The 23,814-nt window shown below is 59.8% G+C and carries 23 protein-coding genes and 1 tRNA gene; 9 read left to right on the top strand and 15 right to left on the bottom strand.

What is annotated here, in order from left to right; translation table 11 throughout:
• Positions 1-127: 127 nt before the first annotated feature.
• From ACR0LW_RS06880 to gpmI, 3 genes are read right to left on the bottom strand one after another with little or no spacing between them, the layout of a single operon-like run.
• Positions 128-1,468, bottom strand: a complete 1,341-nt coding sequence (locus ACR0LW_RS06880) for a S41 family peptidase (RefSeq protein WP_170522571.1) — start codon at positions 1,466-1,468, stop codon at positions 128-130.
• A 6-nt stretch (positions 1,469-1,474) separates the two neighbouring features.
• Positions 1,475-2,605, bottom strand: a complete 1,131-nt coding sequence (locus ACR0LW_RS06875) for a murein hydrolase activator EnvC family protein (RefSeq protein ID WP_480882022.1) — start codon at positions 2,603-2,605, stop codon at positions 1,475-1,477.
• Positions 2,602-4,116 carry a 2,3-bisphosphoglycerate-independent phosphoglycerate mutase gene (gene gpmI / locus ACR0LW_RS06870; protein ID WP_480882021.1) on the bottom strand — a complete coding sequence of 505 codons (1,515 nt, stop codon included), beginning with the start codon at positions 4,114-4,116 and terminating at the stop codon, positions 2,602-2,604. Before gpmI ends, ACR0LW_RS06875 begins: the two co-directional genes overlap by 4 nt.
• A gap of 214 nt (positions 4,117-4,330) precedes the next feature.
• On the opposite strand from gpmI, the gene ACR0LW_RS06865 reads away from it, so the two are divergent.
• A complete protein-coding gene (locus ACR0LW_RS06865) occupies positions 4,331-5,464 on the top strand; it encodes a DUF819 family protein (protein ID WP_480882020.1) in 1,134 nt (377 codons plus the stop codon).
• 3 nt (positions 5,465-5,467) lie between these two features.
• Positions 5,468-6,889: a pyridoxal phosphate-dependent decarboxylase family protein gene (locus ACR0LW_RS06860; protein ID WP_480882019.1), complete on the top strand. Its 1,422-nt coding sequence runs from the start codon at positions 5,468-5,470 to the stop codon at positions 6,887-6,889.
• Here ACR0LW_RS06860 and ACR0LW_RS06855 read toward each other — a convergent pair.
• The 4 genes from ACR0LW_RS06855 to ACR0LW_RS06840 all read right to left on the bottom strand — a co-directional run bounded on the left by ACR0LW_RS06855 (position 6,886) and on the right by ACR0LW_RS06840 (position 10,150).
• A complete protein-coding gene (locus tag ACR0LW_RS06855; RefSeq protein WP_480882018.1) occupies positions 6,886-8,556 on the bottom strand; it encodes a sulfatase-like hydrolase/transferase in 1,671 nt (556 codons plus the stop codon). The two genes, ACR0LW_RS06860 and ACR0LW_RS06855, sit on opposite strands and share 4 nt — an antisense overlap.
• Positions 8,557-8,619: 63 nt before the next feature.
• On the bottom strand, positions 8,620-8,856 hold the full coding sequence (gene nqrM, locus ACR0LW_RS06850) for a (Na+)-NQR maturation NqrM (RefSeq protein ID WP_170453907.1): 237 nt from the start codon (positions 8,854-8,856) through the stop codon (positions 8,620-8,622).
• 15 nt (positions 8,857-8,871) lie between these two features.
• Positions 8,872-9,897 carry an FAD:protein FMN transferase gene (locus tag ACR0LW_RS06845; protein ID WP_170522556.1) on the bottom strand — a complete coding sequence of 342 codons (1,026 nt, stop codon included), beginning with the start codon at positions 9,895-9,897 and terminating at the stop codon, positions 8,872-8,874.
• 67 nt (positions 9,898-9,964) lie between these two features.
• Positions 9,965-10,150: a hypothetical protein gene (locus ACR0LW_RS06840; RefSeq protein WP_170453909.1), complete on the bottom strand. Its 186-nt coding sequence runs from the start codon at positions 10,148-10,150 to the stop codon at positions 9,965-9,967.
• A gap of 112 nt (positions 10,151-10,262) precedes the next feature.
• Here ACR0LW_RS06840 and ACR0LW_RS06835 point away from each other — a divergent pair, with 112 nt between their 5' ends.
• Positions 10,263-10,787, top strand: coding sequence for a CBS domain-containing protein (locus ACR0LW_RS06835; protein WP_170453910.1), 525 nt, complete (start codon positions 10,263-10,265; stop codon positions 10,785-10,787).
• Here ACR0LW_RS06835 and ACR0LW_RS06830 read toward each other — a convergent pair.
• Positions 10,784-11,545, bottom strand: a complete 762-nt coding sequence (locus ACR0LW_RS06830) for a metallophosphoesterase (protein WP_170632533.1) — start codon at positions 11,543-11,545, stop codon at positions 10,784-10,786. The two genes, ACR0LW_RS06835 and ACR0LW_RS06830, sit on opposite strands and share 4 nt — an antisense overlap.
• Before the next feature lie 177 nt (positions 11,546-11,722).
• On the opposite strand from ACR0LW_RS06830, the gene ACR0LW_RS06825 reads away from it, so the two are divergent.
• The 4 genes from ACR0LW_RS06825 to ACR0LW_RS06810 all read left to right on the top strand — a co-directional run bounded on the left by ACR0LW_RS06825 (position 11,723) and on the right by ACR0LW_RS06810 (position 14,735).
• A complete protein-coding gene (locus ACR0LW_RS06825; RefSeq protein ID WP_170522550.1) occupies positions 11,723-12,736 on the top strand; it encodes a GDP-mannose 4,6-dehydratase in 1,014 nt (337 codons plus the stop codon).
• Between the two features lie 13 nt (positions 12,737-12,749).
• Positions 12,750-14,033, top strand: a complete 1,284-nt coding sequence (gene tviB, locus ACR0LW_RS06820) for a Vi polysaccharide biosynthesis UDP-N-acetylglucosamine C-6 dehydrogenase TviB (RefSeq protein WP_480882017.1) — start codon at positions 12,750-12,752, stop codon at positions 14,031-14,033.
• A gap of 94 nt (positions 14,034-14,127) precedes the next feature.
• Complete coding sequence (locus tag ACR0LW_RS06815; protein ID WP_170622240.1) at positions 14,128-14,352, top strand: AbrB/MazE/SpoVT family DNA-binding domain-containing protein; 225 nt, start codon at positions 14,128-14,130, stop codon at positions 14,350-14,352.
• On the top strand, positions 14,349-14,735 hold the full coding sequence (locus ACR0LW_RS06810) for a type II toxin-antitoxin system death-on-curing family toxin (protein WP_480584865.1): 387 nt from the start codon (positions 14,349-14,351) through the stop codon (positions 14,733-14,735). Before ACR0LW_RS06815 ends, ACR0LW_RS06810 begins: the two co-directional genes overlap by 4 nt.
• Before the next feature lie 87 nt (positions 14,736-14,822).
• Here ACR0LW_RS06810 and nqrF read toward each other — a convergent pair whose 3' ends face one another.
• From nqrF to ACR0LW_RS06780, 6 genes are read right to left on the bottom strand one after another with little or no spacing between them, the layout of a single operon-like run.
• Positions 14,823-16,046, bottom strand: a complete 1,224-nt coding sequence (gene nqrF / locus ACR0LW_RS06805) for an NADH:ubiquinone reductase (Na(+)-transporting) subunit F (RefSeq protein WP_480584868.1) — start codon at positions 16,044-16,046, stop codon at positions 14,823-14,825.
• 10 nt (positions 16,047-16,056) lie between these two features.
• Positions 16,057-16,665: an NADH:ubiquinone reductase (Na(+)-transporting) subunit E gene (gene nqrE, locus ACR0LW_RS06800; RefSeq protein WP_170453916.1), complete on the bottom strand. Its 609-nt coding sequence runs from the start codon at positions 16,663-16,665 to the stop codon at positions 16,057-16,059.
• Positions 16,665-17,318, bottom strand: coding sequence for an NADH:ubiquinone reductase (Na(+)-transporting) subunit D (locus ACR0LW_RS06795; protein WP_152460184.1), 654 nt, complete (start codon positions 17,316-17,318; stop codon positions 16,665-16,667). The genes nqrE and ACR0LW_RS06795 overlap by 1 nt, the downstream gene beginning before the upstream one ends.
• The gene (locus ACR0LW_RS06790) at positions 17,318-18,133 is read right to left on the bottom strand and encodes a Na(+)-translocating NADH-quinone reductase subunit C (RefSeq protein WP_170522537.1); all 816 of its coding nucleotides are present in this window, start codon (positions 18,131-18,133) and stop codon (positions 17,318-17,320) included. Before ACR0LW_RS06790 ends, ACR0LW_RS06795 begins: the two co-directional genes overlap by 1 nt.
• The gene (locus ACR0LW_RS06785; RefSeq protein WP_170622244.1) at positions 18,126-19,334 is read right to left on the bottom strand and encodes an NADH:ubiquinone reductase (Na(+)-transporting) subunit B; all 1,209 of its coding nucleotides are present in this window, start codon (positions 19,332-19,334) and stop codon (positions 18,126-18,128) included. Before ACR0LW_RS06785 ends, ACR0LW_RS06790 begins: the two co-directional genes overlap by 8 nt.
• A gap of 5 nt (positions 19,335-19,339) precedes the next feature.
• On the bottom strand, positions 19,340-20,683 hold the full coding sequence (locus ACR0LW_RS06780; RefSeq protein ID WP_480882016.1) for a Na(+)-translocating NADH-quinone reductase subunit A: 1,344 nt from the start codon (positions 20,681-20,683) through the stop codon (positions 19,340-19,342).
• Between the two features lie 298 nt (positions 20,684-20,981).
• Here ACR0LW_RS06780 and ACR0LW_RS06775 point away from each other — a divergent pair, with 298 nt between their 5' ends.
• Positions 20,982-22,097, top strand: a complete 1,116-nt coding sequence (locus ACR0LW_RS06775; RefSeq protein WP_480882015.1) for a THUMP domain-containing class I SAM-dependent RNA methyltransferase — start codon at positions 20,982-20,984, stop codon at positions 22,095-22,097.
• A gap of 113 nt (positions 22,098-22,210) precedes the next feature.
• Positions 22,211-22,287 (top strand) — tRNA-Pro (locus ACR0LW_RS06770).
• A 249-nt stretch (positions 22,288-22,536) separates the two neighbouring features.
• On the opposite strand, the gene glf is transcribed toward ACR0LW_RS06770, so the two are convergent.
• A complete protein-coding gene (glf, locus tag ACR0LW_RS06765; protein WP_480781253.1) occupies positions 22,537-23,706 on the bottom strand; it encodes a UDP-galactopyranose mutase in 1,170 nt (389 codons plus the stop codon).
• Positions 23,707-23,814 lie beyond the last annotated feature (108 nt).

Genomic DNA, 23,814 nt, shown 5'->3' with positions numbered 1-23,814 from the left:
CCTGAGGTTTAGCAATGGCCGCTTCGAGATCACAGCCACTATTCAAGCGTAGTCGATCGCACACGATCAACACTTTTGGTCAAAGGTTCGGCCCTACGCCGCCCCGCGCCCCTAGTGCCCAAGCGCCCTACTGCGAAGGCCCGTTCGGATTGAAGGCCGACAGACCCTTGAGGATGTCGATGGCATAGGCCAGCTGGTAATCCTCTTCCCGCAGTTCAGCGGTGGCTTCGGCCTTGGCGCGGTCTTCTTCGATCTGGCGGATTTCGTCCTCGCTCAGGCTGTCATTGTCCAGACTGCCGCGCAGTTCGGCCTCGGACCGGGTGAAGCGGTTTTCCTCTTCCTCCTCGGTTTCGGGCTGCGGGCGCGGTTGTTCGACGATGATGTCGGGGCTGACGCCAAGCGCCTGGATCGAGCGTCCCGACGGCGTGTAATAGCGCGAGGTGGTCAGGCGCATCGCCCCGTCACCCCGCAGCGGCATCACCGTCTGGACCGAGCCTTTGCCAAAGCTCTTGGTGCCGACCACGATGGCGCGGCGGTGATCCTGCAGGGCACCGGCCACGATTTCCGAGGCCGAGGCCGAGCCGCCGTTGATCAGAACAACGATCGGCTTGCCTTCGGCCAGATCACCGGGGGTTGCGTTGAACCGCTCGCCCTCTTCCGGGTTGCGGCCGCGAGTCGAGACGATCTCACCTTCGTTCAGGAACGCGTCCGAGACCCGGATCGCTTGCGTCAGCAAACCTCCGGGGTTGTTGCGCAAATCCAGAACCACGCCATTGACCTTTTCGATGCCACCGGCTTCGGCGATCTGTTCTTCTAGCCCGGCCTGCAGGTTGGGGAAGGTCTGATCGTTAAAGGTGGTCACACGCAGCACCACGCTGGTGCCCTCGGTGCGGGCGCGCACGGCGGTCAGTTTGATCGTGTCGCGGATGATGGTGACATCGAAGGGTTCGGGCTCGCCTTCGCGGACAACGGTGATGATGATCTCGGAGCCCACCGGCCCGCGCATCAGCTCAACGGCCTTGTCCAATGTCAGGCCCAGAATGCTTTCGCCATCCACATGGGTGATGAAATCCCCGGCTTCGATCCCGGCCTCATCCGCTGGCGTGTCATCGATGGGTGAGACAACTTTGACAAAGCCTTCTTCCTGCGTGACTTCGATGCCAAGGCCCCCGAATTCGCCCCGTGTCTGCACGCGCATCTGTTCGGCATCATCGGGGGACAGGTAGCTGGAATGCGGATCCAGCGAGGTCAGCATGCCGTCAATTGCCGCTTCGATCAGTTCCTCGGGTTCGACTTCCTCGACATATTGCGCGCGGATGCGTTCGAAGATGTCACCGAACAGGTCCAGTTGCTGATACACATCGGCCTTCTTTTCGGCCTCTTGCGCCAGCAGCGGGCCTGCAATCTGAGTGGTTGCAATGATGCCTGCCACGGTTCCGGCCAGTCCGGCCATCACAAATTTCTTCATACTCGTTTATCCATCCTTGCTGGTCCGAAACCACGATTCCGGGTCCACGGGGCTGTTGTCTTCTCTTACCTCTATATAGAGCGTTTCTGACCGGTCAGTTCCAGTGCCATCACCAGTTGTTGACAAAATAGCGCCGATTTCCGGGGTTTCACCGGGCATCAGCCCAACCGGTGTGCCTTCGGGGATCACTTGTCCGATGTCGCCATAGACCTCTTGCAAGCCGGAAAAAACAAACAGAAGCCCCGGTTGCGGTTCCAGAATAATCAGGTTTCCAAGGTCCAGCAGCGGGCCGCGATAGCGGATGGTTGCCGCAGTGGGCGCAGTCACCAGCGCGCGGGGCCGTGTGCCCAGGACCAGACCGGGGCGCGTCACGCCCGCCGCGTCTGTTTCCCCTGCCCTGTGCAGAAGAATGCCCTGAACCGGCAGCAGCACTTCGCCCTTGCGACCCGAGACGCTGGCATTGGTGGCCGCAATCTCCCCTTCCGAGATTTCGGACAATCCGCTGGCAAACCCGTCCAGCGTTTCGGTCGACGAGATCAGGATCGCCGTCTTGATCGGATCCTCGGCAAAGCGCTGCGGCAGGTCGGTCCGGTCGGCAATCGCCTCGCTGAGACGGGTGCGGGCCGATTGCACACCGGTCAGGCCTTCGGTCAGGGTTTCGGCGGCGTCCTGTTGCAACAGGCGCAGGGTCTGAACCTCTTGCAGATCACGCGCCAAAGCTTCGGCCTTGGCGTTCAGGCCCGGTGTGACCTCGGAAAGCATCATGCCGGTGCGTGCCGCGCCCAAAGGGCCGGAGGGATGCAGCATCAGAACCGGCGGTGCGGTGGTCTCGATCGTCTGCAACACACCCAGCAGCTGCGCCACATCCTTTTCGCGGGCGCGCAATTCGGCGGACAGCTGCGCCTCACGCGTGGCGGCCATGCGCAAACCGTCGCGCATGGCGGACAGTCCGGCCTCATAGGCCTGGATCGTCTGGGTCAGGGCCCGCACGCGATCCCGCGCGCTGTCGGCTTCGGTCAGTGAAACCGAGGCCTGTTCCAGCATCTCGGCCGCCGCCAGCGCCGCCTCAGACGGATTGCTTTGGGCCGTCGCCGAACCGGCGAGACACAGCGCGACTGCGACGGCCAGACCTCTCATGACAGCAGGCTTTCCCCGGTCATTTCAGGGGGTTTGGGCAGGTCCATCAGGTCCAGAAGCGTTGGCGCAAGGTCCGACAATCGCCCGCTTCGCAACGCGGCACCGGCGGGGCCGCCGACCAGAGCAACCGGCACCGGATTCAACGTATGCGCCGTGTGCGGCCCGCCGGTTTCCGGATCGACCATCATTTCGCAATTGCCGTGATCGGCGGTGACGATCATCGCGCCACCGGCGGTGTTCAACGCCTCGACAACCTGTGCCAGACCTTGATCCACCGCCTCGCACGCTTTGATCGCAGCCTGCAAATCGCCTGTATGCCCAACCATGTCCGGGTTGGCGTAATTGGTGACGATCAGGTCATAGCCCGCCTTTATCGCCTCGACGAATTTGGCGGTCACCTCGGCCGAGGACATCTCGGGCTGCAAATCATAGGTCGCCACTTTGGGTGATTTGGGCATGAAGCGGTCCTCGCCTGCCTCGGGCACCTCTTTGCCGCCATTCAGGAAGAAGGTCACGTGCGGATATTTCTCGGTTTCCGCCAGCCGAAACTGGCGCAGGCCCTGTTTGGCCACCCATTCGCCCAGCGTGTTCACGATGGCGCGTTTCGGGAACACCGTTGTCATGTAACCGTTGTGACCGTCGGAATACTCGACCATCCCCAGCAAGGCCGACAGCGCCGGGCGTGGGCCGGTATCGAAGTCGGCAAAGCCCGGCTCGCCAATGGCGCGCAGGATTTCCCGTGCGCGGTCGGCGCGGAAGTTCAGACAAAAGAACCCGTCGCCGTCTTTGACACCCTTATAGCCCTCCAGCACCGTCGGGGTGATGAATTCATCCGTCTCGGATTGGTTATAGGCGTGATCGACCGCCCCATGCGCGGAACTGGCCGCGCGTCCCTGTCCTTTGATCATGGCGTTATACGCCTCTGACACGCGCTCCCACCGGTTGTCGCGATCCATGGCAAAGTAGCGCCCGCTGACGGTGACGATGCGCGCGCCTTCGGGCAGGCGATCCTCAAGCTCGGCGATGTACCCAAAAGCCGATTTCGGGGCCACGTCGCGCCCATCCGTCACCGCATGCAACGCTACCGGCACACCTGCGTCGGTGATTGCCTTGGCCGCGGCGACGATGTGGTTCACATGGCCATGCACGCCGCCGTCCGAGGCCAGACCCATCAGATGCGCCGTACCGCCCGCCGCCTTCACCTTGGCGATAAAATCCTGCAACGCCTCATTGTCGAAGAAGGATCCATCCTCGATGGCAAGATCGATCTGTCCAAGATCCATCGCCACAACCCGGCCCGCGCCGATATTGGTATGGCCAACCTCGGAATTGCCCATCTGCCCGCTGGGCAGGCCCACATCCGGGCCGTGGGTGATCAGCGTGGCATGAGGGCCCTGCATGATCGCATCGAAGGTGGGCGTTTTCGCCAGATAAGGCGCGTTGGCCTGCGTGTCCTCGGACAATCCCCAACCATCGAGAATGCACAAGACTACGGGTTTGGGCGTGGCCATTTTACTCTCCGGTAACTGCTCTTGGCGAACCTTCTACCCGTTGACCGCCGGGGGGTGAACCGCCTTTGCGGCAATTGGCGCAGATTTAATCAACCGCTCATCGGGCACAGAGGCCCGGATTTCCATACCCCAACACGCAGCGAACCTTACGTCACGCCACCTTGCGCCAAAGAGGTCGGGTTGCCTAGTCTCGACCACAGGGGAGAGGACGGACATGCAGCCAGAGATTGCGGTGTTTGCACCGATCTACGTATTGGCGCCTGCCGCACTGATGCTGTTGGCGCGGCATTGGGCGCTGGCCGGGCGGCTGGGGCCGATTGTGCTGTGCTATATGGGTGGTCTGGCGCTGGGTTTGTCGGGCCTGCAACCCGAGACAGCCCAGCACATCCGCAACAGCGTGATCGAGGCCAGCCTGGGGCTTGCCCTTCCGCTGCTGCTATTTGGCGTCAATCTGCGCGCCTGGGGTCGGATCGCCGGATCAGCCCTTTTGTCCATGGCGTTGGCCGTGTTGTCGGTAAGTCTTGTGGCTACCGGTTTGTTTTACGTGTTCAACGCAGGTGGCACCGAACAGGCCGAGCAACTATCGGGCATGGCCGTCGGTATGTATACTGGCGGGCTGGCCAATATGGGCGCGATCAAGCTCGCGCTGGATATCCCCGAGGGTCGCTATCTGCTGTTCGCCACCGTCGATACCGTTGTCGGCGCGGCCTACCTGCTGTTTGTGCTGACGCTGGCCCCTGTGGTCTTTGGGCGGTTCCTGAAACCTTTTGCCGGAGGCGTTGAAACCAATTCCCCGGAATCGGCCGAGGCCACCCGGCCCAACTGGATCGCCCAGGGTTTGATTGCGTTGCTTGGGGCCTCGATGTGTGTCGGTGCGGCATTGACCTTGGCCCCTTTCATCACCTTTGCGGCGCCGCAGGTGATGATCGTCGTTCTGCTGACGACGCTGGGCATTCTGGGGTCCCTGGCCCCGTCCTTACGCCAAAACCGGGCCGCGCCGCATATGGGGATGTATCTGCTTTATGTATTTTCGTTCAGCGTTGCGGCCTCGATGGATCTGGCAAAGCTGCGCGACTTGGATCTGGCCGTTCTGGGGTTTGTCCTGATCGCAACCTTTGGCAGTTTTGCCCTGCATGCGCTGCTGGCGCGATTGGCGGGGGTGGATCGGGACACGTTTCTGATCACCTCGGTCGCCGCCGTCATGTCACCTGCTTTCGTGCCCATGATATCGCGCAGCCTGCGCAACCCGGCGATCTTGATGTCAGGCATGGCGACAGGCATTCTGGGTTTTGCCATCGGGAACTATCTGGGCATTTCACTGGCGCTGCTGCTGGCCCAAGGGGGATAGGATATGGACCATCAGAAACTACCGGAAACGGGCCGCCCCGAGGGTGAGATACTGGACCAGCTCAAATCCTTTGCCAAGGATGACCCGAATTACCGCGATGGCCGGACCTGGAGCCTCGTTTACCATCTGGATGACGACCACGACGCCTTCACCGCCAAGGCCTACAGCGCGTTTTCTTCCGCCAACGGCCTGAACCCTGCCGCGTTTCAAAGCCTGAAACGGATGGAGACCCAGATCATCTCGACCATGGCCGGGTTGCTGCATGGCGGGCCGGACACGTGCGGCGTTGTGACGGCGGGTGGGACGGAAAGCTGCCTGATGGCGGTCAAAACCTATCGCGACATGGCGCGCAAACGGCGCAAGGTGACGCGGCCCAATATGATCCTGCCCAAGACGGCGCATGTGGCATGGTTCAAGGCGGCAGAATATTTCGGGGTGAAGGCGCGCCTGCTGCCAATGACACCGGATTATGCGACCGACATTTCCCGGCTGAAGCGAAAGATCAACGCGGGCACGGTCATGATACTGGGTTCGGCCCCGGAATACCCACATGGAACCATCGACCCGATTGCCGAAATGGGGGCGATTGCGCAGTCCAAAGGCATCCCTTTGCATATCGACGCCTGCGTCGGCGGGCTGATCCTGCCCTTTATGGAGCGGAACGGGGTCGACCTGCCCGACTGGGATTTCCGGGTTCCGGGCGTCACCTCGATCTCGGCCGATCTGCACAAATACGGCTATGCGGCCAAGGGGGCCTCGACCATCCTATATCGCGATCTGGACCTGCTGAAACACCAGATGTTCATCTGTCAGGACTGGCCCGGAGGCGTCTTCGCCTCACCCGCCCTGCTGGGCACAAGACCGGGCGGAGCCTATGCTGCCGCATGGGCGGTGATGCAGAAGCTGGGGATCGAGGGCTATTGTCGGCTGGCCAAAGACACGACCGAGGCGGTCGAAAAGCTGAAAGCAGGCATCACAGCAATCGACGGGCTGCGCATTCTTGGCAACCCGCAGGGGCCGTTGCTGGCTTATGGTTCAAGCGACCCGAAGCTGAACATCTACGCCGTGGCGGATCAGTTGGAACGGGCGGGTTGGAACATCAACCGGGTGCAGAACCCCGATGGCATCCACTGCATGGTCACCGCCAAACACCTGCATGTGGCCGATGAATACCTGTCTGATCTGACGCAGGCCGTCGCCGCCGTGCGCGCCAATCCCGAGCTTGCCAAGACCGGAGGTGCTGCGACCTATGGCATGATGGCCCACGTCCCCCTGCGCGGGATGGTCAAATCCAAAGTGCTGGATGTGTTTGCCGAGATGTATCGCGCGGGCGGCGGCGGGTTGCATCTGGACGATGGTAAAGCGCCGAACCTGCTGGAACGCGGCATGGCGCGCTATGTGCAATGGAAAGCGCGGCGCAGCTAGTCTTTCAGGTAATCTTTGTAGGGTTTTGCCTTGCGGTTGCGGTACTTGACCGTCAGGTCCAGAGGCATCTCGTTTTCGTCGTAAACCCCCAAGACAATCCCCCTGCCCCGGCTTTTGCTCCGCATCTCGATCAATTGCTGTTCCGACCGGGTGGTGCGCTGCGACGGGCGGCGGGTCCAGGCGAACAGGTGGTCGTACATCTCGGCGATCACCTTGGCATGATCGGCGCTGTCGCCCAGATCGATCAGTTCCTGCGGGTCGTTTTGCAGATCGAACAGGATGGGGCGGTGCCCGCCCTCGCAATGGATCAGTTTCCAGCGTTTGTTGGCGACCATGAACATCACTGCATCCCGGACCGAAGCATTCAGCCGCTCAGCAATGGGTGAGGCGGAATAGTCGTATTCGCAGATCACCACGTCCCGTGGCACCTCTTGCACCTGCCCATGCAGGATCGGCAGCAGGGAATGACCTTCGAGGATATGGTTGGCCACTTCCCCTCCGGCCACATCGACGAACGTAGGCGCTAGGTCGATGGACTCGACCAGCGCATCACAGACGGTGCCGCGGGTCGCATCAGCCTCGGACGAAGGGTCATAGATGATCATGGGCATCTTGGTCGAGGCATCGTGGAAAAACGTCTTTTCACCCATCCAGTGATCGCCCAGAAAATCCCCGTGATCCGAGGTGAGAACGATCATCGTATCGTCCATCCGCCCGGTCTGTTCCATCCAGTCGAACAGGCGGCCCATCTGGTCGTCGGCCTGCTTGATCAGGCCCATATAGGCGGGGATCACGGCCTCGCGGACCTCCTGACGAGAAAAGGTCTGACCGATCTTGGTGTCCATGAATGCCTTGAGCACCGGATGCGCGGTCTGGCGTTCTGCCTCGGATCGGACCACGGGCAGTACATGCTCGGGGCCGTAGATCGAGGCATAGGGTTCCGGCACGATGTAGGGCCAATGGGGTTTGATAAAGCTCAGATGGCAACACCACGGGCCGTCATGGGTTTCCATGAACTCCATGCCGCGCCCGGTCAGATAGGGCGTTTCGCTATCCTCTTCGGCAATATTCGCGGGTTCGGTTGCGTTCTTGAGGAACCAGCCGGACAAAACGTTGCCCTCGGCATCCAACCCGGAATTGGCAAAGTCGTGCCATGGATTGTCGCTCTCATAGCCTTTGGATTTCAGGTACTTGTTGTATTCCTTCGCGCCATCCGGGTCGTAGAAACCATCCGGCCCCTCGGGCAGCATTCCGTCGTCTCGCTCGAAAACATCAAAGCCGCATTCGGCCACGCGGGCCCCGATCAGGCTGTCCGGTTCCAGCCCCAATCGGGCCATGCCTTCGGCATCGGCGCGCATATGGGTCTTGCCGACAAGGTAACAGTCCATTCCGGCCTTGCGCAGGTGATCGCCCATCGTGATCTCGCCGACTTTCAGCGGAATGCCGTTCCACGACGCGCCGTGGGAATGCACGTAGCGCCCGGTATAGGTGGACATGCGGGAACTGCCGCAGATCGGCGACTGGATATAGGCCCGGTCAAACCGCACACCACGGGCGGCCAAACGGTCAATGTTCGGAGTGTGCAGATGCGGATGCCCGTAACAGCTCAGATAATCCCAGCGCAGCTGGTCGAACATGATGAACAGGATGTTTCTGGCTTTGGCCACGCGCGCCTCCCGACTGGTTCGGGGGCTATCTAGCCAGTTCCAACGGCGCTGCGCAAATGCAGATCAGGACTGACGTTCCATCTGTTCCAGCATCTTCTTGGCGCGCTTGCACTGAAGCTGATCGCGCAGGGGGCTGTTCGGGTCTACATCCTTTTGGCAGACCACGCATTTATCCGCGCCCGAGATCGCGTTCAGACCACCGCAGCTGCCCTTGATGGTCTTACCCATCAGCATCACACCCAGCGACATGCCGACCATGACCAGAGACAGAAGAATAAAGGCCAGAATGAAGGTGCTCATGTCGGTTCCTACCGGTCAGTTGGTTCCCAGGGCGTCTTTGAACGCGCTGCTGTGGACGGTTATATAGGCATCGTCGCCGCCTGTCACATCGCGCGAGATGAAATACACGGCAAGTTTATGCTGTTCGGCCAGTTCCAGACCCTTTTCCTGCCCCAGCGCCAGCATGGCAGTCGCCCAGGCATCGGCCATCATCGCGTTTTCGGCCAGAACCGTGACCGAGGTCGTGCGATGCGTGATCGGACGCCCGGTGGTCGGGTCGATGATATGCGAATAGCGCACGCCATCCTGCTCGAAGAAGTTCTTGTAATCGCCCGAGCTGGCCATGCCGCGATCATCCAGCGACACAATCAACTGCACGCTCTGCGATCCGGCCTCGGGCTTTTCGATTCCGATCCGCCAGGCCTCGCCCTGATCGTTCTGGCCTTTGGTCACCAGATCGCCGCCGATTTCGACCAGATAGTCCTCGATCCCCGCATCCTGCAGGGTTTCGGCCACCGCATCGATGCCATAGCCCTTGGCAATCGCTGACAGGTTGATCCCGACAGACGGATCAGATTTCGCCAACGTGCCAGCCGAGGCATCCAGCGTCAAAAGTCGCGCCTGCCCCACACCATTCAGGGCGGCCTGAATATCGGCATCCGATGGCACCGGATCCTCGGGCTTGCGCGGGCCAAAGCCCCAAAGCTCGATCAGCGGGCCCAGTGTGACGTCGAAAGTACCGCCGGTTTTCTCATGCACATCATTTGCCGCCGCCAAGACCAACGCGAATTCGTCAGAGATCGCCACCGGGTCGGTGCTGGTTGAGGCCGAGAAGGTCGAAACCTCGGAATTCGGGTCCCAGTTCGACATCTTGGCGTTGACCTCGGCCAGTGCCTGTTCGACCGATGCGGCCAGCGCGGCCTCGTCCAGATCCTCGCCAATTGCGGTGATGTTGAAGGTCGTACCCATCGTCTCGCCCGACAGGCGCACCACGTCGGGTTCCTTGTCGAACAGGCAGCCGGTCAGAAAGGTTGCAAGGGCCAGTGCAGACAACAGACGCATGGATCGGTCTCCGGGGAAAATCAGTGCCCGGCATATGCCAGCGCCCCCTGTCAGAGTCAAACCGGCTTCACAGCTTCAGCGGCAAAAAGCCCAGCACCAAAAGGCCGATCCCCGCCGGAAGCCCGAACAGCCACGCGCGTTTCTGCCAACCCTCGGGCTGTTGTTTCCACGCCATTCGGAAATTGTGGCCGCAGACGACCACCGCAAAGAAGATCAGCGCCGCGATGGGGGGTGTCAGGTACAGATCGCTCACAAGGTCAGACTCCGGGTTTTCGCCGATCAGGGCATTTGCACCCTATACAGGCCATTTAGCTGCGCTAAGGTAAAAGGGAAAGACACTGCAAGAACCAAGAAGGAGATTGCCTATGGCCCCAACCTCTTACCAGGCACCGATGCGCGGCGATAAAGACAAAAAGACGACGCACAGCCAAACGACGGGGTCCAATCTGGCGCAGTCACAGACGACCGTGGCCAAACTGCTTGAGGGCAAGGGCGACTCGGTGTTTTCAGTGCGCCCGAACGAGACGATCCATTCCGTGGTCAACACCCTGAAAGAAAAGCGGATCGGGGCTGTTCTGGTAACCGATCAGAACGGCGCGCTACAGGGGATCCTGTCGGAACGCGACATCGTGCGCCGGATGGCAGACACGCCCGGCCAGACCCTGCCGCAATCGGTCGAGGATCTGATGACGCGCGAGGTCAAGACCTGCTCGCCCGATGATCCGTTGAACGAAGTTCTGAAAACCATGACCGAAGGCCGGTTCCGTCACATGCCGGTCCTGCGCGACGGCAACCTGTGCGGCGTGATCACCATCGGCGACGTGGTGCATTTCCGCCTGAAAGAACTGGAATACGAAGCGCTGCGCATGAAGCAGATGATTGTGGGCTAGGTCGAGGTAAACCGCACCCCGCCCCTGAATATCTCAGCCGCCGTCAGGCGGCTGCTTGAATAGGCCCCGGTATCGATTGAGACAACCCCGTTCTGCGCCCGCGCGTGGGCGACAATCGTGTGCCCGTGCACAACCCATTGCCCGTCCTGTCTGGCCTGAACCCGGAACATCGGATGCCCCCACAGGCAAATCTGGCGCAATTGCGCGTCCAGCGCCTTGCGCGGGTCCAAAGCGGCGTGGACAACCGTGACATTCCCGCTGGTCCAGCTGAGCGGGCGGTTTGACAGCCAGCTCAGCAACTCATTCCCCATGGCTTGCCGCAGTTCTTCGGCCACAGCAACGGCCTGTTCTCCTTCTGTCACCTCGGCACCGCCTGACACTCCGAACGAGTTCAGCGTCTCAACGCCGCCGTTTTGCTGCCAAAGGTGACCCACACGCTTTGGGTCTTCGACAAAGCGCAACAGCATCTCTTCGTGATTGCCCAGCAAACAGATGATCCGCCCGCCCGAGGATTCGCTGAGGTGGTGCAGGTGATGCAGAACCTGTGCGCTGCTGTCGCCGCGATCCACGTAGTCGCCGACAAACACCCATGGACACGTATCATCCAGACGAGGCAGTAGATCCTGTAACAGGTCCAGCCGCCCGTGAATGTCCCCGATCGCGATGAACCGCTCCTCGGGCGCGATTTCCGGCGCGTCAACCTCTGCGGTCTGCGCGTCACCCTGCCCGAACAACCCTTTGATCCAGTTCCTAACCATCACAGTCTTTCACTACCCGGCCTGATGCGTTCGGACAATCGGCAATTCCGGGCCATGGCACGATGTTGACCAATCCGGTTGCAGATTTGCTATGACGGATAAAAGGGAGATTCTACTTGACCTTGCAGCAAGGAGAGTATCCCTGATGCCTAGGGTTTAATTGTGTTCGAGGGTTTTATGAAGCGAGTTTTGATTACCGGTACAGCGGGTTTCATCGGGTTCCATCTGGCCAAGCTGCTGCTGTCAGAAGGGTTCCGCGTGCATGGTTATGACGGGATGACCGACTATTACGACGTCACCCTGAAACAGCGCCGCCATCAGATGCTGATGCAGACGCCGGGCTTCACCGCGACCGAGGCCATGCTGGAAGACCACGACCAACTGATGAAAATCGCCGATGAGTTTCAGCCCGAAGTCATCGTGCACCTCGCCGCCCAGGCCGGTGTCCGCTACAGCCTGGAAGAACCGCGCAGCTACATAAACTCCAATGTTGTCGGCACCTTCAACGTGATGGAGGTCGCGCGTGTGCATAAGGTCGATCACCTGCTGATGGCCTCGACCTCGTCGGTCTACGGCGCGAATGAGGATATGCCCTTTACCGAGGTCGAAAAGGCCGACACGCAGCTGACCATCTACTCGGCCACCAAAAAGGCGAATGAGGCGATGGGCCATTCTTACGCGCATCTGTGGGACCTGCCGACCACCATGTTCCGCTTTTTCACCGTCTATGGCACTTGGGGACGGCCCGATCTGGCGCTGTATAAATTTGTTGATGCGATTCTGGATGATCGTCCGATCGACATCTACAACCATGGTGACATGTATCGCGACTTCACAAATGTGAACGATCTTGTTCGCGGCATCCGATTGTTGATCGATGTGCCTCCGGTCCGGCCCGCAAGCGCGGAGGAGATCGAGGACGGCGACAGCCTGTCCCCGGTCGCCCCCTATCGGGTCGTCAATATCGGCAATGGCGACAAGGTGCGCCTGATGGACTTCGTGGAAGCCATCGAAGAGGCGGTGGGCAAAGAGGCGATCCGCAATTACATGCCGATGCAGATGGGCGATGTTCCCGCCACTTGGGCCAATACCGACCTGCTGCAACGCCTGACGGGATACCGCCCGCAAACCGATTTCAAGGATGGAATCGCGCGCTTTGTCGAGTGGTTCCGAGAGTATCACGGCAAATAAGGGGCAAAGCTTGATGCTGGACACAAACCCGGATGCCCGCAAGATCGCTGTTATTGGACTGGGCTATGTCGGCCTGCCGCTGGCCGTGGCCTTTGGCAAGATCGGTCCGGTCGTCGGCTTTGACATCAACCAGCCGCGCATCGACGCCTTGCGCGGCGGCAATGATGCCACGCAAGAGGTCGAGCCCGAAGATCTTGCCGCCGCCTCAGGGCTGAGCTTTACCACCAACGTCTCGGATCTGGCCGACTGTGACACCTATATCGTCACCGTGCCCACCCCGATTACACCGGGCAAACGGCCGGACCTGTCGCCTTTGCTGGCAGCGTCCGAAACGGTGGGCGGGGTTCTGAAACCCGGCGATCTGGTGATCTACGAATCCACTGTCTATCCCGGCGCGACCGAGGAAGACTGTGTGCCGGTGCTGGAACGCGCCTCAGGCCTGCGGTTCAACGCCGATTTCTATGCAGGCTACAGCCCTGAACGGATCAATCCCGGCGACAAGACCCATCGGATTGCAGATATCTGCAAAGTCACTTCGGGCTCGACCCCCGATGTGGCCGATCTGGTCGATGCGCTTTACGCGCGGATCATCACCGCCGGAACCCACAAGGCCGAGAGCATCCGCGTGGCCGAGGCCGCAAAGGTCATCGAGAACACGCAACGTGACCTGAACATTGCCTTGGTGAACGAATTGGCGATGATCTTCGGCCGGATGGAAATCGACACCGAGGCCGTTCTGCGCGCCGCAGGCACCAAGTGGAACTTTCTGCCCTTCCGCCCCGGTCTGGTCGGTGGGCATTGTATCGGCATCGACCCCTATTACCTGACCCACAAGGCCGAGGCGGTGGGGCACCACCCTCAGATCATCCTCGCCGGGCGGCGCCTGAATGACGGGATGGGCGGTTATGTGGTCTCGCAACTGATCAAGCGCATGACGCGCGACGGTATCAATGTCGGCGCGGCGCGGGTTCTGGTGCTGGGGCTGACGTTCAAGGAAAACTGCCCGGACCTGCGCAATACACGCGTGGTTGATATTATCGAGGAACTGCAAAGCTATGGCGTCAGCGTCGATGTGCACGACCCGCATGCCGACCCGGCAGCGGCGCAGGCGGAATATGGTCTGTCCCTGATCGATACGCCACAGGACGGGGCCTATGATGGCGTCATTCTGGCCGTCGCGCATGAGGAATACAAAACGCTCGATCCGGCCCAATTCCGCGCCTATGGCAAATCGCAAAGCATCGTCTATGACATCAAATCCTGCCTGCCGCGTGAGGCCAGCGATCTGAGGCTTTAGGCCTAGATCCGACAAGCCTTGGGGGCCTCAAGCCCCTAGGCTTGCGAAATGGGGCCGCTTTCAGTATATACATCCATATATACCGGAGGTCCAAATGATCGAAACCAAGATCCGAAAGGTCGGAAACTCGGCCGTTATGACATTGTCGACCGAAATGCTGACCATCCTCGATGCCAAGGAAGGGGACACCCTTTTTGTGCTGCGCGGCGATGATGGCACGTTGAAAGTCATGGCGCATGACCCTTCGGTGGCCGAGGCGCTGGCCGCGGCTGAGGTCGTCATGGATGAAAACCGCGACCTTCTGCAGGCCTTGGCTTGAAGCCGCGGATCTGGGTTCCGCTGGCCGCAGTCATCGCCATTCACGACCGACAAATCTCGCGCCATGGCGGTGCGCCCGGTATGCGCGACCGGGCGCTGTTGGAGATGGGCTGCGCAAGGGCGATGAATCTGGCGGCCTATGAGGACGCCGATCTGGCGGCAATCGCAGCGGCCTATGCGTTCGGCATCGCCAAGGCCCATGCGTTCATCGACGGCAACAAACGCACGGCTTTCGTCACCGCCCTGACCTTTCTGAGGCTCAATGGATATGCCTTCCTCCCCGACCCGGTCAAAGGTGTCCAGATGATGGAGGACCTTGCAGCGGGTCAGGTTGACGAGACGGAATTTGCGGCCTGGCTGAAGGCTGGCTGGACACAGACCTAAGCCGTCTCGGCAATTGCTCAAGACCACCAAAAAGCAAAGCCCCGCTGCGAATGAGCGGGGCTTTTTTATCTTGGTCCTGCGTTAAACTTACCCGCCGAAATCGTCGAGCATGATGTCTTCGCGATCCACGCCCAGATCCAGCAGCATGTTGATGACCGACTGGTTCATGATTGGCGGGCCACACATGTAGAACTCGCAATCCTCGGGCGCGGGATGGTTCTTGAGGTATTCGTCGAACAGAACATTGTGGATAAAGCCGGTGTAGCCTTTCCAATCGTCCTCGGGCTGAGCATCCGAAAGCGCCACGTGCCATTCGAAATTGTCGAACTCCTCGGCCAGCTGATCGAAATCCTCGACAAAGAACATCTCTTTCTTCGAACGCGCACCGTACCAGAAGGTGATCTTGCGGTTGCGGTTCTCAAGACGCTTGAGCTGGTCGAAGATATGGCTGCGCATGGGCGCCATACCGGCACCACCGCCGATGAAGACCATCTCTTTCTCTGTCTCGCGGGCGAAGAACTCACCAAACGGACCCGAGATCGTCACCTTATCACCCGGTTTCAGGTTGAAGATATACGACGACATTTGACCGGCGGGGATCCCTTCGGAGCCCGGAGGTGGCGAAGCAACCCGGACGTTCAGCATGATCATGCCCTTTTCATCCGGATAGTTGGCCATCGAATAGGCGCGTTCGATCGGCTCATTCACGACGGACTCGTATTGCCACAGATTGAACTTGTCCCAATCCTCGCGATACTCTTCCTCAACGTCGAAATCGGTGTATTTCAACTGGTGCGCGGGGGCCTCGATCTGGATGTAACCACCGGCGCGGAAGTTCACATCTTCACCTTCTGGCAGGTCCAGCGTCAGGGCCTTGATGAAGGTGGCCACGTTCTCGTTCGAGCGAACGGTGCATTCCCACTTCTTGACGCCAAAGACCTCTTCGGGAACTTCGATATCCATGTCCTGCTTGACCGCGACCTGACAGGACAGGCGGTCGCCGCAGGCGGCTTCGCGCTTGGTGATGTGGCTTTCTTCGGTCGGCAGGATCGACCCGCCGCCCGAATGCACACGCACCCGGCATTGCGCACAAGTACCGCCGCCGCCACAGGCCGACGGAACGAACAGTTTCTCGGCCGCCAGCGTTTGCAGCAGCTTGCCGCCCGCCGGAACGGATACGGTTTTCTCACCGTTGATCGTGATGTTGACGTTGCCCGTCGATACCAGACGCGAGCGGGCGGCCATGATGATGGCAACCAGACCCAGAACGATCAGAGTGAATAGGATGACGCCTAAGCTAAAGGTTTCCATTGCGCCCTCCTTACAGTTTCACGCCCGAGAAGGACATGAAGGCCATAGCCATCAGTCCCGCGGTGATGAAGGTGATGCCAAGACCCTGCAAGCCGTCCGGAATATCCGAATATTTCAGCTTTTCGCGCACACCCGCCATCGCGGTGATTGCCAGCGCCCAGCCAAAGCCCGAAGACAGACCATAGGTCGCCGCCTCGGCAAAGTTATAGTCGCGTTCCACCATGAACAGCGAACCACCCAGAATGGCGCAGTTCACCGTGATCAGCGGCAGGAAGATCCCCAGCGCGTTGTAAAGCGGCGGGAAATACTTATCCAGGATCATCTCGAGGATCTGAACCATCGCCGCGATCACACCGATATACGAAATCAGGCCAAGGAAGGTCAGGTCCACATCCGGGAACCCGGCCCAGGCCAACGCGCCCGGTTTCAGCAGGTAGTTCAGCAGCAGGTTGTTGGCAGGCACGGTGATCGCCTGAACCAGCATCACCGAAATCCCCAGACCCAGCGCCGTCGAGATCTTCTTCGAAACGGCGATGAAGGTACACATCCCCAGGAAGAAGCTGAGCGCAAGGTTTTCGACAAAGATGGCCTTTACGGCCAGTGAGATCAGACCTTCCATCAGTGGGCCTCTACCTGCTGAATTTTGTATTCACGCTCTTCCACCTGGTTCGGCTTCCATGTGCGGAAGGCCCAGATGATCAGACCGATGATGAAGAACGCCGACGGCGGCAGCAGCAGCATGCCGTTGGGCACGTACCAGCCACCGTTGTTGACGGTTTCAAGGATGGTCACACCAAACAGCGATCCGGCACCGAACAGCTCACGAATGAAACCAACCAGTAACAGGATCAGGCCATAGCCCATACCGTTGCCCATGCCGTCGATGAAGGACGCAACCGGAGGGTTCTTCATCGCAAACGCCTCGGCGCGGCCCATCACGATACAGTTGGTGATGATCAGGCCAACAAAGACCGACAGGGTTTTTGAGATCTCAAACGCATAAGCCTTGAGGATCTGGTCCACCAGGATCACCAGCGAGGCAATGATCACCATCTGCACGATGATCCGGATCGAGCCCGGGATCTGGTTGCGCAGGCACGAGATGAAGAAGGACGAGAACGAGGTCACGAAGATCACCGCCAGCGCCATCACCATCGACACCTGCAGCGACGAGGTCACCGCCAGCGCGGAACAGATGCCCAGCACCTGCAAGGTGATCGGGTTGTTGTCGACAAGCGGGTCGACCAGCATCTCTTTCTTGGTCTGAGACATTAGAACTCTCCTGCTTGCAGCTTGGCCAGGAACGGAGCATAGCCCGCGTCGCCCATCCAGAATTTCACCAGGTTATCGACACCGACCGAGGTCAGGGTCGCCCCTGCCAGCGCGTCAATATAGAAATCAGGTCCGGCGGCAGGCTGGGATTTCGACACGGTGATCTGAAGATCGCCATTGTCATCGCGCAGCTTCTTACCGTTCCAAAGCGCTTTCCAGCGGGGGTTGTCCACCTCGGCCCCAAGGCCCGGGGTTTCACCATGCTGATAGAATTGCAGGCCGTAGATATCGTTGCCGTTATTTTCCAGCGCGATAAAGCCATAGAGCGTGGACCACAGGCCATAGCCATGCAGCGGCAGGATCACCTTGTCCAGATCGCCCGCATCGTCCCGCAGCAGATAGATTACGCGGTACTTGGATTTGCGGCCAATGCCAGCCGGGTCATCATCCAGCGCAACGCTCAGCTCAGGATCGCTGGCGGCGGCAATGTCGTCGAAGGTGGCCGGATCGAACTGGTCATCAACGAAATCGCCGGTGGACAGTTCCACAACATGCGGCTCGAACGCGGCGAAAGCCTCGGTCACGTCGGTGCCCGGCTCATAAACGCCTGCCACCTGCAGCACGTTGATCTGCTTGTCCTTCAGGCGGTTGACCTCTTGCACCGGACGCAGGCTGACCGCCGCGGCCGAGACAACCATCGAGGCGACAAGACAGACGGCGACCGCGATGAAGATCGTCTTGCCGACCGAATCCGGCGAGGCCGCCAGAAACTTGGCAATCGCGCCCTTGGGTTCTGGGGATTGCGTATCAGACATGGCGACGCGCCCTCCGTTTGATGTTGGCCTGAACGACGAAATAGTCGATCAGCGGTGCAAAGACGTTGCCGAACAGAATGGCCAGCATCATGCCTTCGGGGAAAGCCGGGTTGATGACACGGATCATCACAACCATGACACCGATCAGCGCGCCGTAGATATAGCGGCCCATGTTGGTGTGGCTGGCCGAGACCGGCTCGGTCACCATGAAGGCCAGACCAAAAGCGTAGCCGCCGATGACGATGTGCCAGTACCATGGCATCGCAAACATAGGGTTGGTGTCGGACCCGATCAGATTCAGCAGCAGGGTAAAGCCAATGGTGCCCGCCAGACAGCCGATGATCAGGCGATAGTTGGCAATCCGCGTGGCCAACAGGAAAGCCAGACCGATCATACAGGCCAGCGTCGAGGTTTCGCCAAAGCTGCCCTGAATCGAACCAAAGAACGCATTCCACCAGGTGATGCCATCCGCGGCCAGCGCCTGAAAGCCCTGCGAGGCAGAAACGGACAATGCAGTCGCGCCCGAGAACCCGTCAACCGGCGTCCAGACCGTGTCACCGGACATGCTGGCCGGATATGCGAAATACAGGAACGCCCGGCCCACCAGAGCGGGGTTCAGGAAATTCTTGCCGGTGCCGCCAAAGACCTCTTTCCCGATCACAACGCCAAAGATGATCCCCAGCGCCACCTGCCACAAGGGCGCAGTAGCTGGCATGATCAGCGTGTAAAGCATTGAGGTGACGAGGAAACCTTCGTTTACTTCGTGCCCGCGCACGGTGGCAAAGATGACCTCGAAGATACCGCCTGCAACCAGCGTCACGATGTAGATCGGCAGGAAATACATCAGCCCGTGCATCACATTGGCAAAGACGCTGGAGGGGTCCAGCGAAATCCCAAACATCTGCAACAGCGCAATCCGCCATCCGGTCGCCGAGTCAGGCCCCAGCGCAGCAATGGCCGAGTTCGCCTGATAACCGGTGTTATACATCCCCCACAGGATACAGGGGATTGTCGCGAACACGACATAGGTCATGATCCGCTTCATATCGATATACGACCGCGCATGCGGCGCGACGGTGGTTACGGTTTTCGGAGTGTAGATAAAGCTTTCCACCATCTCGTAGATGGGGAAGTACTTCTCGTACTTGCCGCCCTTGGTAAAGTTCGGCTCGATCCGATCAAAGAAGCTGCGCAAACCCATTTGGCTCAGCCCTCCTTTTCAATCTTGGTCAGGCAGTCGCGCAGCGCCAGCCCGTATTCATATTTCGCCGGACAGGCAAAGCCGACAAGGCCCAGATCCTCTTCGTCCAGCTCCAAAGCACCCAGCGCCTGAGCGGTGTCGGTGTCCATCACCAGCAGCGCGCGCAGCAGCTGTGTCGGCAGGTAGTCCTGCGGCATCAACTGCTCGAACGTGCCGGTCGGAACCATTGCGCGGCGTCCGCCATTCAGATTCGAGGTCAGCGGAAACAGCTTCTTGGCAAGGGCAGACCCCAGAACCGGCTGCACCGCGAATTTCGACGGCATCGGAAGGATCCAGCCCAGCGTGTGCTGGTCGTGATCTTCGCGAATGATCGAGATCTGGCGGGCAAAGCGCCCCAGATAAGCGGTCGGTCCATCGGCCTGCGTTCCCGACAGGATCGAGCCCGAGATGATCCGGGGCGTGCCGTCGACATTGACCTCGTCCCGGGTCAGATCCTCGGTCGAGGCGCCCATGACGGTACGGATCAGGCGCGGCTGACGCGCGCCGGGGCCGCTGATCGCGATGACGATATTCGGGTCCAGATGACCGGTCTGCACCAGACGACCGATGGCGATCACGTCCTGATAGCCGATGGTCCAGACCTGTTTGTCGCCTGCCAGAGGTTCAAGGAAGTGGATATGCGTACCAGCCAGACCTGCCGGGTGCGGGCCCGCGAAGGCGGCGGCTTCGACACCGGGCACATCCGCACCGGGAACGCTGTCGCCGTCCTTGTGGCAGAGATAGGTCTTGCCTTCGGTCAGTTTTGCAATGGCCCCAAGACCCGCAGCAAACGCATCCCCCGCATCCGCAACGATCACAGCGGCATCTGCGGCCAGAGGTTCGGAATCCATCGCCGTCACGAAGATTGCAGCGGGTTTAGTACCGGGTTCGGGCATTTTCGAATAGGGCCGCGTGCGGAACGCGGTCCACAAACCGGCGGCGCACAGCTTTTCGGTCACACCTTCGGCACTGTCGACATTGCCAACCCCCGAGAAATCGACGCCCGCATCATTGGGGTCCGATACCTCGATCACCACACTTTGCAGCACGCGGCGCGCACCGCGATTGATTGCCACGACCTTGCCGGTCAGCGGGGCCACCATCATCGCATCGGGCGCATCCTTGTGACAGAACAAGGGCGTGCCGCGTTGAACAGCATCCCCTTCCTGCACCAGCATGCGTGGTTTGAGCCCCAGATAATCTGCGCCCAACGCCGCTACGGTTTTGAATTCCGGCCCCGGATGGATTTTCTGTTCAGGCGCACCCTGAACCGGCAATTCCATCCCCTTCTTCAGTTTGAAAGTTTGCATGTCGCTACTGTCTTCCAAGCCTCTTTACCTGCGCCGACCATCTCTGCCATCGGGTCATGGCCCGAGATAGCGCGAATTGTCTCATCCAAGGGAGGGCAAAAGCGCCATTTCCCTGCCAAAATCCGCTGGCGTTCTTTCGATCACGGACCCTTTACGCGCGCCTGTCGCGAAACGCAAACCTGTTACCGCCGAAAATGCGGAAACCCTATCACTTTCTGTGTGAACAGGCACAATGGCAGCAATCTAGCATAAAAAAAACCGTGTCGCGCCCGGTTTCTATCCGGTGTAAGCAACGGAAATGACAACATCTGACCAGTTCGAGATCTTTTTGGCGGCGACCCCGGGCCTCGAGGCGCCGCTCTGTGACGAAGCCGTTCAGAACGGATTCGCAAACGCCCATCGCGTGGCGGGCGGCGTCAGTTGCCGGGGCAACTGGTCCGAGGTCTGGCGCGCCAATCTGTGCCTGCGCGGGGCAAACAAGGTTCTGGTCCGGATCGGCAGTTTCCCCGCTGTTCATCTGGCACAACTGGACAAACGCGCCCGCAAATTTCCATGGGCCACATTCCTGCGCCCCGACATCCCCGTGAAGGTCGAGGCCACCAGCCGCAAGTCGCGCATCTATCATGCCGGGGCCGCGCGCCAACGCGTGGAACGCGCCATCTCGGAAACGCTGGGCGCGCCGATTTCATCCGAGGCAGACCTGCGCGTCATGCTGCGCATCGACAAAGACGTCTGCACCCTGTCGCTGGATACCTCGGGCGAGCCCTTGCACAAACGCGGCCACAAACCCGCCATCGCCAAAGCGCCGATGCGCGAGACCATGGCTGCCATGTTCCTGCGCAACTGCGGCTTTGACGGGACCGAGCCGGTGCTGGACCCCATGTGCGGCTCGGGCACTTTCGTGATCGAAGCCGCCGAGATCGCCCTTGGCCTGCCCCCCGGCCGCTCGCGCAGGTTTGCGTTCCAAGACTTGGCCTGCTTTGACGCACAAGCGTTTGACGCGCTGCGCGATACCGGGCCGGAGGTACAGACGTCCATCAGGTTCTACGGCTCGGACCGGAATGCAGGCGCCATCGAAGCCGCCGCCGCAAACGCGGATCAGGCCGGTGTTTCGGACGTGGCCCAATTTACCCAACGCGCGGTCAGCGACATAAAACCACCCGAAGGCCCCGTCGGGCTGGTCATCGTCAACCCACCTTACGGAGCCCGCATCGGCGATGAAAAACGCCTCAGGTCGCTTTACGGCAGCCTGGGCAAGACCCTGCTGGCGCGCTTTTCCGGCTGGCGCGTGGGGATCGTGACCAGCAATCCTTCTCTCGCCCGATCCACCCGCTTGCCTGATTTGTCCGCCGGGCCAGTGGTCGATCACGGCGGCACGAAAATCAAACTCTACCAATCCGGCCCGCTGCCCTAAAGGCCCGCATTGCTGCGTTCAGCCCGTGCGCCTGCCTATTCAAGTTGCCCGCGAGATATAGAAATATCCCTCTTGCACATCCCAAACACCGGGTATAGACCCGCCGCCACGGTCGGAGTGTAGCTCAGCCTGGTAGAGCACTGTCTTCGGGAGGCAGGGGTCGGAGGTTCGAATCCTCTCACTCCGACCAAAATCAAAGTTGTCCCCTAATTACGCAATCATTCTGCTTGCAGAGCTGCCGTTGCGTGTTTCAGTGGTGCTTGAGTCCTATGCTCCTTGTCCACCAGCCCCCTTCGCAAGTGGTCCGCCGTGACCTGGCACACATAAAAGAGTTCGATGCCGACTGCTTTGACGCAGTAGCAAGAGCGCAGTGCAAGATGTTTCGACAGCTTTGCGGACGCAGCCGAAGCCTTATTTTTGTGCTTTGTAAAACGGGCGTTTAGAGCGGCGCAACAAAGAACGCAGGGGCTTTCTCGCCTTTGCTAAGACTCGCCTCAAATGCGCGGGCGGTGTCGAGGGCTTCGCGGATTGTCACGTCCATATCGAGGTAGCGATAGGTTCCCAACCGGCCTACGAACGTCACTCCGTCCGTTGAACGAGCAAGATCAACGTAGGATCCGAGCAACTCCTTTTCCTTCACCTGACGGATTGGATAGTAAGGCGTGTCACCGGGTTCTGCCAATCGAGAGAACTCGCGATAGCAGACCGAGCTTTCGTGCTGTTCCCATGGGGCAAAATGCTTGTGCTCGGTGATACGGGTATAGGGCACGTCCTCGTCACCATAATTCATGACCGCACAGCCTTGGTAATCCCCATCATAGTCAAACCGTTCGAAATCAAGCGTGCGATAGCCAAGGCGCCCCAACTGGTAGTCGAAATACCCGTCAAGCGGCCCCGAATAGAACACATGATCGTAGTCTGCGCCCATATCCTTGGTGAAATGGGTGTTCAGATGCACGGTGATCCCGGGATGGTCCAGAATGGCCCCGATCATCGCGCTGTAACCGTTTTCCGGCATCCCCTGAAAGCGATGAAAGAAATAATTGTCGTCGTAATTAAACCGGACCGGCAATCTTTTCAGGATGGATGCCGGTAATTCCGACGGATGAAGGCCCCATTGCTTTTTCGTGTAACCCTTGAAAAACGCTTCGTACAAATCCTTGCCGACAAAGCGCAGGGCCTGTTCCTCGAATGTCCGGGGGTCGTCGATACTGGTGTCTGCCTGTTCTTGGGTGATGAAAGCTTCAGCCTCATCCGGGCGCAGGGTTTTGCCGAAGAACTGGTTGATCGTGTGCAAGTTGATCGGCAGCGAGAATACGCCGCGTTTGCCGTCCGCGTCGCGCGACGTGGTTTTGACGCGGTTCTTGTAAGGCAGGAAGGTCTCGAACCGATTTACGTAATCCCACACCTCGGCGTCGTCTGTGTGAAAGATATGGGGCCCGTAGACATGCAGCAGCACACCGGTTTTTTCATCGCGGGCCGTGTGGCAGTTTCCGCCAATGTGATCCCGCGAGTCGACGACGGTGACGTCGTGGCCCGCCTCTGCCAGGTGCCGACCGATTACAGCGCCGGACAAGCCCGCGCCCACCATCAAGTATTTTCCAGACATTCCCGGCCTTCTCGGTTTCTGTTGGCGGTATGTGTCGATATTTGATTGCAGAATATCTTGCAACCAGAGTCTTGTTGGGCCCCTTCCACCGATGCACTCTGCCCTCGC

Source organism: Ruegeria sp. N4, from assembly GCF_056531425.1.
Note: the sequence above shows the minus strand (reverse complement) of the source record. Positions and strands in the feature narration are given on the sequence as shown.